A 16,589-nucleotide genomic window follows, 5' to 3' on the forward strand; every position below is an offset into this window, starting at 1 on the left:
TGATGGCACATGTGCGGCCAATGTGGGAGCAGTGCGTCCTGTAGAGCCGAGCCCACGCTCGGCTCAGACCGCCGCGACCTACCCGAAGAGCAGCCGAGCGTAGGCTCGGCTCTACAACATCAGGCCACCACCACCTCATGCAGTGCCAGCCAGCGCCAGCGACCCTCTTCCTGCCGCAGCACCGCCAGTGACTCCCGCCATGCAGGCGTGCCGCCATCGAGCGAATGCCCTTCGCGATAGCGCAGCACCGCCAGCGGTGAAGGCGCTTCCACCGCGTGCACGGCGTCGATGGAAATCCGCAGCCCGGGGCGCGCCCCGTGACCGCCCGCGAACAACGCCTGCACGGCTTGCCGATCCAATCGGCGACCCGCGATGCCGACCATGCTGAAGTCCGCGCTGAAGTGCGCCATCAGATCCTCCAGCGCATCGGCGCCGACATCGGCACGGAACCAGGCCTGCAGCTTGTCGTGCAGGTGGTGGATTTCATATTCTGCGGTGGTATCCATCAGATGTTCTCCGGTTGCGAAAGGGTGAGCAACTGCGGCCGGCGCAGCAGCGCCATCGGCAGCAGGGTCAGTACCGCGGCCAGACCCAGCGCCATGCCGGTGGCGTGGGCCGGCAGCCATTGCATGGTCAATGCCAGCAGCAGCGCGATGGCCGCGGTGCCCAGGCAGAAGCTGAGCTGGCGGTTGAGGTTCCAGAGTGCGCTGGCATCGCCCAATGCTTCGCCCTCGACCCCATGGAAGGCCAGCGTCTGCGCGGTGCTGCTGCACAGGCTGCCGCCGGCGCCCATCAGCGCGAACAGCAGCCCGGCCAACGCGAAGGCCGGCTGCGGCAGCAGCGCCATCAACAGCAGGCCGCTGGCCTGCAGGAGCATGCCCGTACGCAGTACCGTGGCCGGGCCGAAGCGCGCCAGCAGGCGCTTGCTGGCCGTGATCGCAATGGCCGAGGCCAGCGCCCAGGGCAGCATCAACGCGCCGATGCGTGCCGCGCTGTAACCGGCCTGGTGCAGCTGCAGGGTACTGACCAGCTGGCTGCCGATGAACACACCGGGCACTGCCAGATAGACCAGCATCGCCAGGCGCAGGCCCCGATGGGACAGCAGCGACCAGCGCAGCAGGGGCTGCGCCTGCTGCCGTGCATGCCGCAGGTGGGCCGCCGCCAACAGCATTGCGATCAACAGCAGTACGGCACCGGCGGCCCGATGGCCGGGTTCACCCAGCCAGGTCAACGCCAGCAGCAGCGCGCCCAGCGCCAGCATCGCGGTGGACAGCGCATAGGCCTGCAGGCGCGGCGCACTGCGCGCGCCATCGGCCGGCATCCAGGCCAGCACCAGGCTGATCGCCACCACCGCCAACGGCAGGCTGGCCCAGAGCACGCCGCGCCAGGACAACCACTGCACCAGCAACCCGCCCAGCGCCGGCGCCAGTGCGGGCACCAGCAGCGCCACCAGCAGGATGCGGCGGGTCAGCGCGCCACGCTGGTCCGGCGTGCACTGTCGGTACGCTGCCGCCTGTGCCACCGGAATCAGCAGGCCACCGGCCAGCCCCTGCAGCAGGCGCCAGCCCAGCAGCCAGCCGATACCCGGTGCGGCGCCGGCCAGCACAGCGGCAACCGCGAACAACAGCAACGCCACCAGCAGCAGGCGACGCTCACCACAGCGCGCGGCCAACCAGGGCGCCAGCGGAATCACCACGCTCAGGCCCAGCATGTAGGCGGTGCCCACCCAGGCCAGGGTACCGACATCAGCGTGCAGTTCCGCTGCCAGTGCCGGATAGGCCACCGTGGCGATGAACATGTTGACCAGATCCAGGGCGAACACCAGCAGGAAGATCGCCTCATGGCGCAGGCGGGGGGACGGCATCGGCGGTGCTCCAGCAGAGAGACCGCCAGCATGCCGCCCGGGAGCTGTTGGAAAAACACGACAACACCTGCAACACTGTCAAATCTGTTTTGACAATGAACCGCCATGGTCAGTCTCGATCGCTTCGATATCTTCCGTGCCGTGGTCGAGGCCGGCAGCCTGACCGCAGCGGCCGATCGGCTCGGCCTGAGCCGTGCGGTGGTCAGCTTCAACCTGAAACGGCTGGAGCAGGAGCTGGGCGTGACCCTGCTGCTGCGCAGTACCCGCCACCTGGCCCTGACCGACGCTGGCGAACAGTTCCTGCAGCACTGCGTACAGGCGCTGGATGCCGCGCAGGCGGCAATCGATGCCGCGCGGCGCGACCAGCACCAGCTGCAGGGTGTGCTGCGCCTGACCACCACCCCGGAGTACGCGCAGCTTCGCCTGATTCCCGCACTGGAAGCCTTCCGTGCGCGGCATCCGGCCCTGCAGCTGCACCTGTCCACGTCTCCCGCGCCGGCAGACCTTATTCCCGAGCGCTTCGACCTGGCGATCCGTCTTGGCCGTCTGCCCGATTCGGGCCTGCATGCCAGTGAACTGGAACGGCACCCGCTGTGCGCGGTGGCGGCTCCGTCCCTGCTGGCACGCCTGCCCTCTGCCGATGCGGCCAACGACCCCGTGCAACTGGGCACCCTGCCCCGCCTGGGTTACCCGCGCCTGGCCGACGTGCCGGTGGTCGCGCCCGACGGCAGCGACGCCTTGTTTGCCACCAATCCGGGCAATGCAGTGGTGCGCGTGGATGGTGCCAGCAGCCTGCGCGCCTTCGCCGTGGCCGGCGCCGGGGTCACCGTGCTGCCACGCTGGCTGATCGAGGACGACCTGGCCCGGGACCGCCTGCGCCCGGTGCTGCGCCAGCACCGCTTCCCGCAGCAGAGCGTGTACGCGGTCTACCCGCACAGCACGCAGCCCTCGCCGAAGGTGCGGCAGCTGATCGATTTCCTGCGCGGGTGGTTCGCCATATGAAAAGGGGACGGAGGGGATTAAGTCGTTTATGCATAAACGACTTAATCCCCTCCGTCCCCTTTTTCAGGCACGGCCCTTGCGGGCCGTGCCTTCAAGCCTCAGCGCAGCACCTGCTCCACCAGCTGCACGTCCACCGTCTGCAGCGGTTCGGCGGCGTTGCGCGACAGCTGCACCTGGTAGGTGCCACCGTCGATCTTCCACTGGCGCGCCTGTGCATCGTAGTGGGCCAGCGTCTTCGGCTCGGCTTCGATGCGGATGCGGCGCTGTTCGCCCGGCTGCAGGGTCACCTTGTCATAGCCGATCAGGCGGATCGGCGTGGTGCTGCCGGCCGGCAGCTTCAGGTACAGCTGGGCCACGTCGGCACCGGCGCGCTTGCCGGTGTTGCGGATGTCGACGCTGGCGACCAGGCGCGAACCTTCCACGCTCACCTTCAGGTTGTCATAGGCGAACGAGGTGTAGGACAGGCCATGGCCAAAGGCGAAGGTCGGGGTCAGGCCCTTGGCCGCCATCCACTTGTAGCCGACGTTGGCGCCTTCGATATCGAAATCGAACACATCACCGAACGGCTTGGCCGGCTTGAAGCCGAGGCCGTCGATGTGCGGGCGCGGCAGCTGCGATTCGTCCGTCACCCAGGTCACCGGCAGGCGGCCGGACGGATTGACCTGGCCGGTCAGCAGTGCGGCAATGCCTTCGCCACCGCGGATGCCCGGGTACCAGGCCTGCAGCATCGCCGGCACCTGCGCCAGCCACGGTGTGCGCACCGGGCCGTTGGTTTCCAGCACCAGCACGGTCTTCGGGTTGGCCTTGGCCACTGCCGAGATCAGGGCATCCTGGTTGTCCGGCAGCTGCATGTCCGGCAGGTCCACCGATTCGGCAGCCCACTGCGTGGCAAACACGATGGCCACATCCGCCTGCGCGGCCGCCTTGGCCGCAGCAGCGGCGTTGGTGCCATCCACATACGTGATAGTCGCGTCCGGGCGCGCCGCACGCAGCGATTCCAGCGGCGAGGACGGATGGAAGATCACCGGGCCCGGCCAGGTGGTCGGCATCACGCCGGGCACCGCGTTGGTGCCCTTGGCGGTCACGCCCACCATCGATGAACCACCGCCACCGATCACGCCCTTGTCGGCATGGCCGCCGATGATGACGATGCGCTTCACGCTGTCGGCCAGCGGCAACAGGTTGCCCTCATTGCGCAGCAGCACGCTGCCCTCCTCCACCGTGCGCTGGGCAACGGCGAAGCCGGCCTCGGCATCCACCTTCTGGTGCTGCGGCGGGTTGTCGAAGTTGCCATGCAGGAACATCGTGCGCAGGATGCGCGCCACCATGTCGTTCAGGCGCGCCTGCGGCACCACGCCGCCATGCACGGCCAGGCGCAGCGGTTCATCGAAGAACACCGCCGCGTCGAACACCTCACCGGCCGACTGCTGGTCCAGGCCGGCCAGCGCAGCCTTCGAGCCACTGTGCACGCCACCCCAGTCGGACATCACGAAACCGGGGAACTTCCATTCCTGCTTCAGCACCTGGTTCATCAGGTAGCCGTTCTCGCAGCCGTAGGTGCCGTTGATCTTGTTGTACGAGCACATCGCCACGCCCGGGCGACCGGCATCCAGCGCGATCTCGAAGGCCAACAGGTCCGACTCGTGCATGGCCTGTTCGCCGATGCGCACGTCGTGGAAGTTGCGACGGGTCTCCATGTCGTTCAGCGCGAAGTGCTTCATCGAGGAGATCACGTGCTGGCTCTGCACGCCCTGGATCAGCGCGCCAACCATCGAGCCGGCCAGCAGCGGGTCTTCGCCGGCGTACTCGAAGTTGCGGCCGTTGCGCGGGTCACGCTGCAGGTTGACGCTGCCCGACAGCAGGATATTGAAGCGCTGCTGCCACGCCTCGCGGCCCATCGTGGCGCCACCGGCGAAGGCAACTTCGCGGTTCCAGCTCGATGCGGTGGACGGGCCCGATGGCATCGCCGTGGCGAAGTCGCCCGGGCGGATGCCCCCCGGATTGGTCACGCCGACACCGGCATCGGCCGACTGCTGCGACGGGATGCCCAGCCGCGGTACGCCCGGCACGAAGCCGGCCGAACCGACCGCACCTTCCGGCAGTGGGCCGCCGTCCTTGCCCAGCCCGAAGTAGCTGTGCAGCATCTGGAACTTCTCATCCTCGGTCATCGCCTTCAGCAGCAGCGCAGCGCGCGCATCGGCGTTGAGCGTGGTGTCCATCCACGGCGTGTCGCCGTGCTTGTCGGCGGCATAGGCCAGGGTCAGCAGGGTGGCACGCAGCGTGCTGCCTTCCACCTTGAACGGCGCGCTGCTGGCGGCCTGGAAGCCGTCGCTGAAATAGCTGGCATCGGCTTCCAGCGCCACACGCGCCGGATCGAAGCCTGCGGCCTTGGCCGATTCACCGGCCACCGCGCCGAGCAGCACCGCCGGTGCACCCAGCCGCGAACGGGTGACCAGCGCCGGCAGCTGCGCCGCACCTGCACCGGCATCGGTATAGACCGCCACAGTGTGGCGGCCATCGTCCAGGCGCAGGTAGTTCAGGCCCGGCTGGTCGGGGCCGGATTCAGCGGCGATCGGCAGCCGGGTCAGAACAGCCTGGCCGCGCTGGGTCTGGCCATCGTCCTTGCCGGCGGCAATGAAGCGGTACTCGTAGCCCAGGCCATCGGCCAGCACCTGCAGCGGATCGACCTGGCCGATGCCGCGCTGCACCTGGCGCACGCTCACCGCGTCCACCTTCAGGCTCTTCAGTTGTGCGGCCAGCGCCGGCATCGCCTCGGCGTGGGGCGCCTGTTCCAGGGTCAGCACAGTGAACGCGGCCGGGTCGGCCCAGGCCGGAGCGGCCAGTGCGGCAGACAGGGCCAGAGACAGTGCAAGCGGTTTTGTAAACGTTTTCATCGGCAGGCGTAATTCCGTTGCCAAGGCAATCGGTCCAGGGAAAGTGCCGCCGAAGGGTGCAGCGTTCATGCCGCGCAGGGGTTGCCAGGCAACGCCCCGCAGGCCGATGGACGGGCCGGTCTGCGCGCGGGACCCTCCTCCCGGCGTGACAACCTGCCTGCCCGGGCCGCGCAGGGCGACCCAATCCTGTGAAGATTGTGCGAGGGCGTTCACACCTGTCAACAGGACCTAAGTCACAGGGGCAACCCGGCCAATGGTTATCAGGCCATCACTGGCGGTCATCAGCGGGCCGCGCGAGGCTGCTGATAATGGAGATCCCTGGCCACGAATCGAGCCCATGACCGTACATCGCGACTTCGATCATCTCTGGCGCGACCGATGTGACACCTCCAGCCAGCGCGCACCGCGCGTGCTGATCCGGGTGTTCGTGGCCCCGGGCGAGCTGGAGCGCAGCGTGGCGTTCTACGAGCAGTTGCAGGGCGTGGTAGCCGATGCGGGGTTCCCGTTCCCGGAAGCCGGGCTGCGCCTGGCGATGGTCGGCGCCTTCCTGCTGATCGAAGGCAGCCAGGCGGCACTGGCCCCGTTCACCTCGACCACGGGGACACTGCTGGTCGATGATGTTCGGCCCTATCACGACAAACTGGTCGCCGCCGGCGCCGAGATCATCTTCCCGCTGCAGGTAGTCCCGACCGGGGCGGCGTTCAACGCGGTGCATCCCGATGGCACCGTGGTTGAATACGTGCATCACCGGCCGGATCCGCACGGGCGCTGAGGGGGCGCACGGCCGGGCGGCGCACGGCACCCGCGGTAGGCAACCTCAGAAGCAACAGCCGAAGCAAAAGCGGGCTTCCTGTGGGTTGGCGGGGTAGGGCCGGTTGCGTTGACGCCGTGCAATCCGTCTGTCGAAATAATCGATTTCGATTGAGATACATCCACGCATGGCGTGGATCTACAATCCCTCAATGTCCTCCCCCACCCTGCCCTGGAATGGCACGTTGCTGCTGGATGCTCACGTGGCCGTGCTGCAGGGTCATGCCGGTGACAGCGCCGCGCACGCGCACTACGCCCATCAACTGCTGCTCAGCGACGGCGCAGCCTGGCAGGTCGAGGTCGATGGCGTGCAGCAGCAAGGCCAGCGGCTGTGGCTGCCATCATTCCAGCCGCATGCGATCCTGTTAGCGCCAGAAGCAGGCTGCACGGTGTTTCTTGAGCCGACGCATGCCAATCCCGCACAGATCCAGCAATACCTGCACGCACTGCCGGGCAACGCGCTGGAACTGCACGGCTGGCTGCCACGGCTGAGCCGCCCGCAACCGCTGGACCGCCGCGTGCAGGCGGCATTGGCCCGTATCGCCCAGCACCTGCCCGGCCCGGTGCCGGCCGCCGATATCGCCGGGGCGGCGCACCTGTCGACCAGCCAGCTGCACCGGCGTTTCCAGTCTGATCTGGCGGTGACCCTGCGCGGCTGGGTGCTGTGGCAGCGGCTGCGCCGCGCACTCATGCATCATCTGCACGGGCACACCCTGACCGACAGTGCGCATGCCGCTGGATTCGCCGATCTGGCCCATCTGTCGCGCAGCCTGCGCCGCATGTTCGGTATCGGTGCCGCGCAGCTGCAGGGCCTGCAGCTTCAAGCGGCCTGACACGGCCCATCATCCGCGCCTGCGCAGACCTTCCGGCAGCTCCGGCACCTCGCCGTGCGGCAGTTCGCGGAACGGCGCCAACAGCTGTCCCGGATAACCGCGCGGATAGTCCGGTTGGCTGCCGATGCCGAGGTCGCGCTGCTGCAGCCGATAGCCCGGCGCATCGAAGGCGGTCCCCAGCAGGTGATCCCAGACGGTCAGGAACAGGCCGAAGTTGACGTCGCCAGCGGTGCCGTAACGCATGTGGTGGAAGCGGTGCAGCGGCACCCACGCCATCACCCGGCCCAGCAGGCCCGGGCGCATGTCCACGTTGGAGTGCTGCAGCAGCAGCTGGATGGCAATGGCGAAGGCCAGCACCGCAGCCACCGGCATCGGCAGGCCCAACAGCAGCAGCGGCAGTACGCCGCCCACTGCTTCGGCCGCCTGGTGCAGCGGATGCTTCATCAAGCCGTTGAAGCCGTACATGCGGGTGACGCTGTGATGCACCGCGTGCAACCGCCACAGCCAGCCGATGCGATGGCTGGCGTAGTGCACCAGGGTAATGCCAAGGTCGGCGCAGACGATGGCCAGCAGTACCTGCAGAACGAACGGCCACTGCAGCGGCCACAGCTGCCACGGAAGGAGCGCTGCCAGCAGCGGCACCGCAGCGATCGACAGCAGGTTCAGGCTTTCGTTGACCAGTGCATGCAGGGTGTCACGCAGACTGTCGCCGTGGTCGTGGTTGAACGTGGGGTCATACGGCCAGGCACGTTCGGCAGCGAACGAAACCGCGATGGCGACCGCCAGCAAGGCCAGCAGCCATAGCGGATCGCCATGGAGGTGGCCGACCCAGACGACGGCGGCGGCAACGAAACCGAGCAGGAACAACGGGGCATACAGGCGGAGGATCCAGTGTTTCATGGGCAACCCGGAACGTGAGGGGCCTGCATGCTGGCGCGGCACGACGGTTGCGCGCTTGAACAAACGGCGCAACCCGCCCCGTCTCGGTGGATATCCCCCCTTTGGCCGACACCGCGTTTCCCCCACCCACGGATGGCGTGGATCTACAATGGCGCCCTCATCGCGCCCGGTACCGGCATGGATTCCTTCAACCTGATGCGCGCCTTCCGCCGCATCGTCGAACGCGGCGGGCTGGCCCGCGCTGCCGAAGACCTGGGCATGTCGCCGGCCGGGCTGAGCAAGCAGTTGCGCACGCTGGAAACGCACCTGGGCGTGGTGCTGCTGCAGCGGACCACGCGGCGCATGAGCTTGACCGAGACCGGCCACGCCTATTACCGCGAATGCTGCCGCCTGCTCGACGAATTGGACGCATTGGAACGTGGCATCGCCGAACAGCGTGGCGAGGTGGCCGGGCGCCTGCGTGTCAATGCACCGCAGTCGTTCGCACTGAGCACGCTGTCGCCGCTGCTGCCACGCTTCCTGCAACAGCATCCACAGCTGTCGCTGGACCTGGTGATGGAAGATCGCCTGCTCGATGCGGTCGGTGAGGGTTTCGATGTGTCGTTGCGGCTGCGTGCCGAGCTGGACGACTCGCGACTGGTGGCGCGCCGGCTTGCCTCGCTGCAACAGGTGCTGTGCGCTGCCCCGTCCTACCTGCGGCAGCGTCCAGCACCGCAGTCGGTGGACGATCTGCAGGTGCACAGTGTGCTGGCCTACAGCCTGTCCGACTCCCCCGGCAGCTGGCCGCTGCTCGGCCCGGATGGGCAGGTGACCATCACCCTGCCGGCACGCGTCACCGTCAACAACAGCCTGCTGCTGCGCGACCTGCTGGTGGCCGGCATGGGCATCGGCGCCCTGCCCTCGTTCCTGGCGGCACCAGCGCTGGCCCGTGGCGAACTCCAACAGGTGCTGCCCGACCACCGCTATCCGCCACGCTTCGTGCATGCGGTCTATCCCACGTCGCGCCACCTGCAACCCAAGGTGCGTGCCTTCATCGATTTCCTGCACGCCGAGCTGCCCCGCTGCGCCGGCCTGGATTCGTAACCGCCAGCGAAAACTGAGCTGCCCACGGCGCGCTGTTTCGGCCCCGCCGCGCTGCCTAATCTGCCGCCTCCCCTCTCACCGATGGCAGGCAGATGTCTCCCGTTCCTTCCCCCGCCACCGCCGCGCCGGTGGTCGACTTCTTCCACGACGTGGTCTGCGGCTGGTGCTTCGTGCTGGCCCCGCGCCTGCAGCAGGTCTCGGCCGAACTCGGCATCCAGGTGCGCCATCGCAGCTTCGTGCTGCAGGACTCGCGCGCGCAGATGGTCGAGGTGTTCGGCTCGATGGAGCGCGCCAAGGCGATCATCCTGCGCCACTGGACCGACTGCGCCGCGCATGAAGACAGCGCGCGCATCGATATCGAAGGCATGCGCGCACAGGACTTCGAATATCCCTCCGGCTGGCTCGGCGCACTGGCCTGCCAGGCCGCAGGGTTGATCGGCGGCAATGATGCCCATGGCGCAATGTTCGACGCGGTGCAATGGGCGCACCTGCACCAGCACCGCAACATCGGCGACGCCGAAGTGCTGCTGGATATCGCCGAATCACTGGGCCATCCCCGTGGTGCCTTCGCTGACCACATGCGCAGCGACGCAGTGCGCCAGCGCGTGCAGGCCGATCGTGCCGACGCCGCTGCCCTCGGCATCCGCTCCATTCCCACCGTGATCGGCGGCAACGGCCTGCGCCTGCAGACCCTGCCGCTGCCGCAACTGCGCCAGGCCCTGGCGCCCCTGGTCGCGGCCTGAGCCGCACCCTCCCCCACCCTGCAAGGAGATTCCCCATGACCCCACGTATCCTGGCCAGCGCGCTGGCCCTGCTGCTGGCCGGCACCGCGGCGTCCACCACCGTGTCCGCGCACGAACGCGTTCCCTCCGGCCAGCAGGTCGGCACCAGCCCCTGGGGGCCGAAGGACGAGATCGGCCGGCTCAACCTGATCACCGAAGCCTCGCGTGCGGCGATCCTGTCGCGGGTCAGCCGCGGCAAGGCCTATGACCTGGCCACCGACTACTACGTCGGCATGCCCAGCTGGCAGGACGCCGGCGACCCGCACTACCAGTTCTGGATGACCCACACCCCGCGCGGCACGGTGATGGACGACCCGATGGGCGTGGGCGAGACCATGAACCTCACCCGCAGCTACACCGGCACCGCGTTCTCGATGTACAGCCACACCGGCACCCACATCGATGCGCTGAACCACTTCGGCATCCACGGAAAGATCTGGAACGGCTTCGAGGCCGACAAGCATCTCGGCGATCGTGGCTGGAATGTCACCGGCATCGAGAAATTCCCGCCGCTGATCGCGCGTGGCGTACTGATCGACGTGGCCGCCGCCAAGGGCGTGGACATGCTGCCGGACAGCTACCGCGTCACCCGCCAGGACCTGAAGGATGCGCTGGCACGCCAGCGGGTGAAGCTGCAGCAGGGCGATGTGGTGCTGATCCGTACCGGCCGCATGCGCCTGTTCGAACAGCCCAAGGCCTACATGGCCAACCCGCCGGGCATGGGCCTGGACGCGGCGCGCTTCCTGGTTGAGGACAGCGGCGCGATGATCGTCGGCGCCGACAACCTGAGCTTCGAGACCTTCCCCTCGGAGGTGGCCGACGACTACGTGCCGCTGCACACCTACCTGCTGGCCCAGCAGGGCGCGCCGATCATCGAACTGGTGGCGCTGGATGAACTGGCCCGCGACAAGGTCTACGAGTTCGCCTTCATCGGCGGCCCGCTGAAGATCCGCGGCGGCGATGCCGCGCCGCTGCGCCCGGTCGCGCTGCCGGTCCGCCCGTAACCGGGCCCTGTGGGTGCCGACCTGGCTCGGCACTCCTTTCCCACTTCAGCAACCTGAAACCCGGCCCGCCAATTTCATTAGTAATTCTACTCACAAGGCGAGTAGCATGTCTGGTCTCAGCCCCTGATACCAGCCCGCCGATACTCGCTCCATGCCTGTCGTTTCCGCCCGTTCCTGCCGCTTCCAGCCCGCCCGGCGCCTCCCTTGGAGGACCGGCTGATGGGCGCCGTCGTCGCCCTCGACCGGCTGCTGGACGGCCGCCAGTTGTGGCGCGGCCCGGCCCGCCAGGGGCCGGCCAGCGACCACCTGGCCAGCGGCCACCCGGCGCTGGACGCACGCCTGCCCGGCGGCGGCTGGCCGGCCAGCGGGCTGTGCGAGGTGCTGCAGGCGGCGCCGGGCGTTGGCGAACTGGCCCTGGTCTGGCCGGCGCTGGCCAGGCTGAGCCAGCGCGACCGCCCGATCGTGCTGGTCGCCCCACCCTATCGCCCGCATGCCCCGGCCTGGGCCGCGGCCGGGCTGGATCTGGCCCAGCTGCAGATCATCCACGCTGCGCCGAAGCAGGCGCTGTGGGCGGCCGAACAATGCCTGCGCTCTGCCGCCTGCGCGGCGGTGCTGTGCTGGCCGCACCAGGCCGACGATCGCGCCCTGCGCCGGCTGCAGGTCGCCGCCGACAGCGGCCAGTGCCTGGGCTTCGTGTTCCGCGAGGCGCAGGCAGCGCGCAACCCCTCCCCGGCCAGCCTGCGCCTGCAGCTCGACCACGGCCAGGTAAGGGTGCTGAAGTGCCGTGGCGGCCTGCCACCCGCGCAGCCGTTGCCACTGGCCATCACCCACTGAGGCCGCGCCATGCACTGGGCCTGCCTGTTGTTGCCGCAGCTGGCGCTGGACAGCGTGCTGCGCCTGCAGCCGGACCCCCAGCGGCCACTGGTGCTGCTGCAGGGCCCAGCGCAGCGCCGCGTGCTGCGTGCGGTCAGCCCGGCCGCGCGCGCAGCAGGGCTGCGCCCGGGCATGCTGCTGTCGGCCGCGCAGGTGCTGGTGCAGGACATGCACCTGCACGACTACGACCCTGACGCGGAACAGCACACCCGGCAGCTGCTGGCCAGCTGGGCCTACGCCTACAGCTCGCAGGTCAGCCTCGATTTCCCGCATGCACTGGTGCTGGAAATCGGCGCCAGCCGTGCCCTGTTCGGTGACTGGCTGACGATCGAAAAGCGCCTGCGCAACGAACTGCATGAACTCGGTTTCCGCCACCGCCTGGTGGCCGCCCCCACGGCGCATGCCGCGCGCGTGCTGGCCAACGTCCACGACGGCCTCGGCATCGATGCGCAGCAGCTGCCAGCGGCACTGGCGCAGCTACCCTTGCCGCGCTGCGGCCTGCCCAGCGACGCGGTGACCGTGCTCGGCCGTTCCGGCCTGCGCACGCTGGGTGCGGTGCTCGAGCTGCCGCGTGACAGCCTGGCCCGGCGCTTCGCACCGGAGGTACTGCAGCAGCTGGATGCACTGCGCGGCCTGCCCACCGCGCCGCTGCGCTACTACCAGCCACCGGACCGTTTCGATGCGCGCATCGAATTCGAATACGAGATCGAATCCAGCCAGGCCCTGCTGTTCCCGCTGCGCCGCCTGCTGCTGGACCTGGCCGCCTTCCTGTGTTCGCGCGATGGCGGCGTGCAGCGCTTCGACCTGCATTTCGAGCACGACCTGCTGCCGGCCAGCGTGCTGACCATCGGCCTGCTGGCCCCCGAACGCGATCCTGCGCTGCTGTTCGAGATCGCACGCAACCGCATGGAAGCGTTCGCCCTGCCGGCCGGCAGCCGCGCACTGCGCCTGCAGGCCGAGCAGCTGCCACCGTTCGTGCCCGCCGCGCGCGACCTGTTCGATACTCGGCCGGCGCAGGCGATGCCCTGGAACCAGCTGCGCGAGCGCCTGCGTGCGCGGCTGGGTGATGACGCCGTGCAGCCGCTGGCGGTGCAGGCCGACCATCGCCCCGAACGCGCCAGTGGCACCCAGCCACCGGCCAAGCCCCCGTCGTACTGGCCACTGCGCCCCGGCTGGTTGCTGGACACCCCACAACCGTTGCGTGACCCGCGCCTGCGCATCGTCGCCGGGCCGGAGCGGATCGAATCGGGCTGGTGGGACCAGGCCGACGCACGCCGCGACTACTACGTGGTGGAAACCGCACACGGCCAGCGCGGCTGGGCCTTCCGTGAGCGCAACGATCCGCATGCGCCGTGGATGCTGCACGGCTGGTTCGGCTGAGCCGCCATGCACAGCGAACTGCCCGGCTACGCCGAACTGCACTGCCTGTCGGCCTTCAGTTTCCAGCGCGGTGCTTCGATCGCCGAAGAACTGTTCGCGCGCGCCGCTGGCCAGGGTTACCGGGCACTGGCGATCACCGACGAATGCTCGCTGGCCGGCATCGTGCGCGCCTGGCAGGCGGCGAAGGCGCATGGCGTGGCGCTGATCGTCGGCGCCGAATTCCAGGTCGAGGACGGCCCGAAGCTGGCCCTGCTGTGCACCGACCAGGCCGCCTATGCCGGGCTCTGCCAGTTGATCACCACCTGCCGGCGGCGCGCAGCCAAGGGCGAGTACCGCTGCCTGCGCGAGGACCTGCTCGGCCTGCCCGACGGCCTGCTGTGCCTGTGGCTGGACCGGCAACCGGCCGCCACCGACCTGGAACTACTGCGCGCCGGCTTCAATGATCGGCTGTGGTTGGCGGTGGAGCTGCACCACGAACACGACGACGCACGCCGCCTGCAGCAGCTGCAGGCCTTCGGCCAACGCCACCGCCTGCCGCTGGTCGCCAGTGGCGACGTGCACATGCACGTGCGCCGCCGCCGCGCCCTGCAGGACACCCTGACCGCGATCCGCCACCGCTGCAGCGTGGCCGAGGCTGGCTGGCGCCTGTTCCCCAACGGCGAGCGCCATCTGCGTCCGCGCACCGCGCTGGCCCAACTGTATCCGCCCGAATTGCTGGCCGAGACCCTGCGCATCGCCGAGCGCTGCCACTTCACCCTGGAACAGCTGCAGTACACCTACCCACGCGAGCTGGTGCCCGAGGGGCATGACCCGGACAGCTGGCTGCGCGTGCTGGTCGAGCGTGGCATCCCCTGGCGCTGGAAAGGCGGCATCGAACCGAAACAACGCGAGCAGATCGAACACGAACTGGCGTTGATCAAGCAGAAGAACTACGCCTCGTACTTCCTCACCGTGCAGGACATCGTGCGCTTCGCGCGAAGCCAGGACATCCTCTGCCAGGGCCGCGGCTCGGCGGCCAACTCCGCGGTGTGCTTCGTGCTGGGCGTGACCGAGATCGACCCGGCACGCAGCAACCTGCTGTTCGAGCGCTTCATCTCCGCCGAGCGCGACGAGCCACCGGATATCGACATCGATTTCGAGCACGAGCGCCGCGAGGAAGTGCTGCAGTACGTGTTCAAGCGCTATGGCCGCGAGCGCGCCGCACTGACCGCGGTGGCAATCAGCTACCGTGGCCGCAGCGCGATCCGCGACGTGGCGCGTGCACTTGGCCTGCCGATGGACCAGGTCAACGAACTGGGCGCGGCGATGGACCACTGGGGCGGCAACATCCCATTGCCGGAAACCCTGCGCGAGCGCGGTTTCGATCCGGACACGCCCTTGATGCGGCGCCTGCTGGCGCTGACCGCCGAGTTGATCGACTTCCCGCGCCACCTGTCGCAGCACCCCGGCGGTTTCGTGATTTCCGAACATCCCCTGTCGACCCTGGTGCCGGTGGAAAACGCGGCGATGGCCGACCGCACTGTCATCCAATGGGACAAGGACGACCTCGACGCCACCGGCCTGATGAAGGTCGACTGCCTGGCGCTGGGCATGCTTACCGCCATCCGCAAGTGCCTGGCCATGCTGAAACAGCATGGCCTGCATGAAGGACGCATGGATGCGATCACGCCCAAGGATGCAAAGACCTTCGACATGATCTGCGCCGCCGACACCATCGGCGTGTTCCAGATCGAATCGCGCGCACAGATGGCGATGCTGCCGCGCATGCAGCCACGCACGTACTATGACCTGGTGATCGAGGTGGCGATCGTGCGCCCTGGCCCGATCCAGGGCGACATGGTGCACCCCTATCTGGAGCGGCGCCGGATCCTGCGCGAACAGGGACCGGACGCGTTGAACGACCCGGACAACCCGCTCTACCCACCGCAGCTGGAACGCGTGTTCGCACGCACGCTGGGCGTGCCATTGTTCCAGGAACAGGTGATGCAGCTGGCGGTCGAAGCAGCCGGTTACACGCCTGGCCAGGCCGATGCCCTGCGCCGTTCGATGGCGGCCTGGAAACGCCGTGGCGGCTTGGAACCGCATCGTGAAAAACTGCTGGCAGGCATGTTGAAAAACGGCTTCAGCCGCGAATACGGTGAGCACCTGTTCGAGCAGATCAAGGGGTTCGGTGATTACGGTTTCCCGGAAAGCCACGCCGCCAGCTTCGCCCTGCTGACCTATAACAGCTGCTGGCTGAAATGCCACCATCCGGCCGCGTTCACCGCCAGCCTGATCAACAGCCAGCCGCTGGGTTTCTACAGCCCCGACCAGCTGCTGCAGGACGCGCGCCGGCATGGCATCCGCGTGCTTCCCGTGGACGTGCGCCACAGCGACTGGGACTGCACGCTGGATTTCAGCAGGGGCGCGGCCGCGATCCGGCTCGGCCTGCGCCTGGTCGACGGCTGCAATGAAGCGGCTGTACAGGCCATCATGCGCGAACGTGCACGGCGCCCGTTCGACGATGTGGGCGACCTGTGCCAGCGCACCGCCCTGGATCGCCGCCAGCAGGGCCTGCTGGCCGATGCCGGTGCGCTGCGCGGGCTCAGCGGCCATCGCCATCGTGCACGCTGGGATATCTCCGGCGTGGAGAACCGGCTGCCGCTGTTCGACCAGGCCCGCGCCACCGCTGAAGCACGCGTGCCGCTGCCCCTGCCCAGCGCCTGGGAGGACATGCAGGCCGATTACCGCAGCATCGGCACCACCCTCGGCCGCCACCCGATCTCGTTCCTGCGCACGCAACTGCGCAGCCGCGGCTGCCTGGATGCCGCGCAGCTTGCGGGCCACGGCCATGGCCGTCGCGTGCGCATCGCCGGCCTGGTCCGCATGCGCCAGCGCCCGCAGACCGCCAGTGGCGTTACCTTCCTCACCCTTGAAGACGAGACCGGCATGGTCAATGCCGTGGTCTGGCGGCACCTGGCCGATCGCCAGCACCGGGTCCTGGTCGATACCCGGCTGATGCAGATCGACGGCCGCCTGGAACGCGTCGATGGCGTGCAGCATGTCATCGTGCAGCGCATGCACTGCCTGGATGAACTGTTGCAGGGGTTGCGCAGCCACAGCCGCGATTTCCATTGACGATACACAGCGTCACACAATGAACTGGCCATCGGTCGCCCGCATCC

Annotated in this window: 13 protein-coding genes; 9 read left to right on the forward strand and 4 right to left on the reverse strand. The window is 68.5% G+C overall.

All coding sequences use genetic code 11. The features are described from left to right. Positions 1-119 precede the first annotated feature (119 nt). The gene (locus AC5P7F_RS13960) at positions 120-506 is read right to left on the reverse strand and encodes a DUF4440 domain-containing protein (protein WP_164077363.1); all 387 of its coding nucleotides are present in this window, start codon (positions 504-506) and stop codon (positions 120-122) included. After that, positions 506-1,864, reverse strand: coding sequence for an MFS transporter (locus AC5P7F_RS13965; protein ID WP_164077362.1), 1,359 nt, complete (start codon positions 1,862-1,864; stop codon positions 506-508). Before AC5P7F_RS13965 ends, AC5P7F_RS13960 begins: the two co-directional genes overlap by 1 nt. 105 nt (positions 1,865-1,969) lie before the next feature. Here AC5P7F_RS13965 and AC5P7F_RS13970 point away from each other — a divergent pair, with 105 nt between their 5' ends. Continuing rightward, positions 1,970-2,866, forward strand: coding sequence for a LysR family transcriptional regulator (locus AC5P7F_RS13970; RefSeq protein ID WP_164077361.1), 897 nt, complete (start codon positions 1,970-1,972; stop codon positions 2,864-2,866). 98 nt (positions 2,867-2,964) lie between these two features. Here the strand turns inward: AC5P7F_RS13970 and AC5P7F_RS13975 are convergent, their stop codons facing one another. Beyond that, positions 2,965-5,760, reverse strand: a complete 2,796-nt coding sequence (locus AC5P7F_RS13975) for a beta-glucosidase family protein (protein WP_014647502.1) — start codon at positions 5,758-5,760, stop codon at positions 2,965-2,967. Between the two features lie 337 nt (positions 5,761-6,097). Between AC5P7F_RS13975 and AC5P7F_RS13980 the strand changes: the two genes are divergently transcribed. Together AC5P7F_RS13980 and AC5P7F_RS13985 are read left to right on the forward strand one after the other, a co-directional pair. Next, positions 6,098-6,532 (forward strand): VOC family protein, encoded by a 435-nt coding sequence (locus AC5P7F_RS13980; RefSeq protein WP_014647503.1) that lies wholly within the window; start codon positions 6,098-6,100, stop codon positions 6,530-6,532. A gap of 166 nt (positions 6,533-6,698) precedes the next feature. Continuing rightward, on the forward strand, positions 6,699-7,403 hold the full coding sequence (locus AC5P7F_RS13985; protein WP_142234903.1) for an AraC family transcriptional regulator: 705 nt from the start codon (positions 6,699-6,701) through the stop codon (positions 7,401-7,403). A 9-nt stretch (positions 7,404-7,412) separates the two neighbouring features. Here AC5P7F_RS13985 and AC5P7F_RS13990 read toward each other — a convergent pair whose 3' ends face one another. Beyond that, on the reverse strand, positions 7,413-8,303 hold the full coding sequence (locus AC5P7F_RS13990) for a sterol desaturase family protein (RefSeq protein WP_164077360.1): 891 nt from the start codon (positions 8,301-8,303) through the stop codon (positions 7,413-7,415). A gap of 132 nt (positions 8,304-8,435) precedes the next feature. Here AC5P7F_RS13990 and AC5P7F_RS13995 point away from each other — a divergent pair, with 132 nt between their 5' ends. The 6 genes from AC5P7F_RS13995 to AC5P7F_RS14020 all read left to right on the forward strand — a co-directional run bounded on the left by AC5P7F_RS13995 (position 8,436) and on the right by AC5P7F_RS14020 (position 16,542). After that, positions 8,436-9,386 carry a LysR substrate-binding domain-containing protein gene (locus tag AC5P7F_RS13995; RefSeq protein ID WP_185741880.1) on the forward strand — a complete coding sequence of 317 codons (951 nt, stop codon included), beginning with the start codon at positions 8,436-8,438 and terminating at the stop codon, positions 9,384-9,386. A 92-nt stretch (positions 9,387-9,478) separates the two neighbouring features. Continuing rightward, positions 9,479-10,129, forward strand: coding sequence for a DsbA family oxidoreductase (locus tag AC5P7F_RS14000; protein ID WP_014647507.1), 651 nt, complete (start codon positions 9,479-9,481; stop codon positions 10,127-10,129). 35 nt (positions 10,130-10,164) lie between these two features. Further along, positions 10,165-11,172 carry a cyclase family protein gene (locus AC5P7F_RS14005; RefSeq protein ID WP_164077359.1) on the forward strand — a complete coding sequence of 336 codons (1,008 nt, stop codon included), beginning with the start codon at positions 10,165-10,167 and terminating at the stop codon, positions 11,170-11,172. Between the two features lie 219 nt (positions 11,173-11,391). Continuing rightward, the gene (gene imuA, locus AC5P7F_RS14010; RefSeq protein WP_014647509.1) at positions 11,392-12,006 is read left to right on the forward strand and encodes a translesion DNA synthesis-associated protein ImuA; all 615 of its coding nucleotides are present in this window, start codon (positions 11,392-11,394) and stop codon (positions 12,004-12,006) included. A gap of 9 nt (positions 12,007-12,015) precedes the next feature. Further along, positions 12,016-13,425, forward strand: a complete 1,410-nt coding sequence (locus AC5P7F_RS14015; RefSeq protein WP_046431214.1) for a Y-family DNA polymerase — start codon at positions 12,016-12,018, stop codon at positions 13,423-13,425. A gap of 6 nt (positions 13,426-13,431) precedes the next feature. Continuing rightward, on the forward strand, positions 13,432-16,542 hold the full coding sequence (locus tag AC5P7F_RS14020) for an error-prone DNA polymerase (RefSeq protein ID WP_495204162.1): 3,111 nt from the start codon (positions 13,432-13,434) through the stop codon (positions 16,540-16,542). Positions 16,543-16,589 lie beyond the last annotated feature (47 nt).

It is taken from the genome of Stenotrophomonas sp. YJH_SMC_105-26, assembly GCF_059368915.1.

Bases quoted from the DNA above. Each gene is read 5' to 3' on its own strand.
- imuA (WP_014647509.1), top strand. From the start codon at position 11,392: ATGGGCGCCGTCGTCGCCCTCGACCGGCTGCTGGACGGCCGCCAGTTG.
- AC5P7F_RS13975 (WP_014647502.1), bottom strand. From the start codon at position 5,760: ATGAAAACGTTTACAAAACCGCTTGCACTGTCTCTGGCCCTGTCTGCC.
- AC5P7F_RS14020 (WP_495204162.1), top strand. From the start codon at position 13,432: ATGCACAGCGAACTGCCCGGCTACGCCGAACTGCACTGCCTGTCGGCC.
- AC5P7F_RS13965 (WP_164077362.1), bottom strand. From the start codon at position 1,864: ATGCCGTCCCCCCGCCTGCGCCATGAGGCGATCTTCCTGCTGGTGTTC.
- AC5P7F_RS13980 (WP_014647503.1), top strand. From the start codon at position 6,098: ATGACCGTACATCGCGACTTCGATCATCTCTGGCGCGACCGATGTGAC.
- AC5P7F_RS13960 (WP_164077363.1), bottom strand. From the start codon at position 506: ATGGATACCACCGCAGAATATGAAATCCACCACCTGCACGACAAGCTG.
- AC5P7F_RS14000 (WP_014647507.1), top strand. From the start codon at position 9,479: ATGTCTCCCGTTCCTTCCCCCGCCACCGCCGCGCCGGTGGTCGACTTC.
- AC5P7F_RS13990 (WP_164077360.1), bottom strand. From the start codon at position 8,303: ATGAAACACTGGATCCTCCGCCTGTATGCCCCGTTGTTCCTGCTCGGT.
- AC5P7F_RS13995 (WP_185741880.1), top strand. From the start codon at position 8,436: ATGGCGTGGATCTACAATGGCGCCCTCATCGCGCCCGGTACCGGCATG.
- AC5P7F_RS13970 (WP_164077361.1), top strand. From the start codon at position 1,970: ATGGTCAGTCTCGATCGCTTCGATATCTTCCGTGCCGTGGTCGAGGCC.
- AC5P7F_RS14005 (WP_164077359.1), top strand. From the start codon at position 10,165: ATGACCCCACGTATCCTGGCCAGCGCGCTGGCCCTGCTGCTGGCCGGC.
- AC5P7F_RS13985 (WP_142234903.1), top strand. From the start codon at position 6,699: ATGGCGTGGATCTACAATCCCTCAATGTCCTCCCCCACCCTGCCCTGG.
- AC5P7F_RS14015 (WP_046431214.1), top strand. From the start codon at position 12,016: ATGCACTGGGCCTGCCTGTTGTTGCCGCAGCTGGCGCTGGACAGCGTG.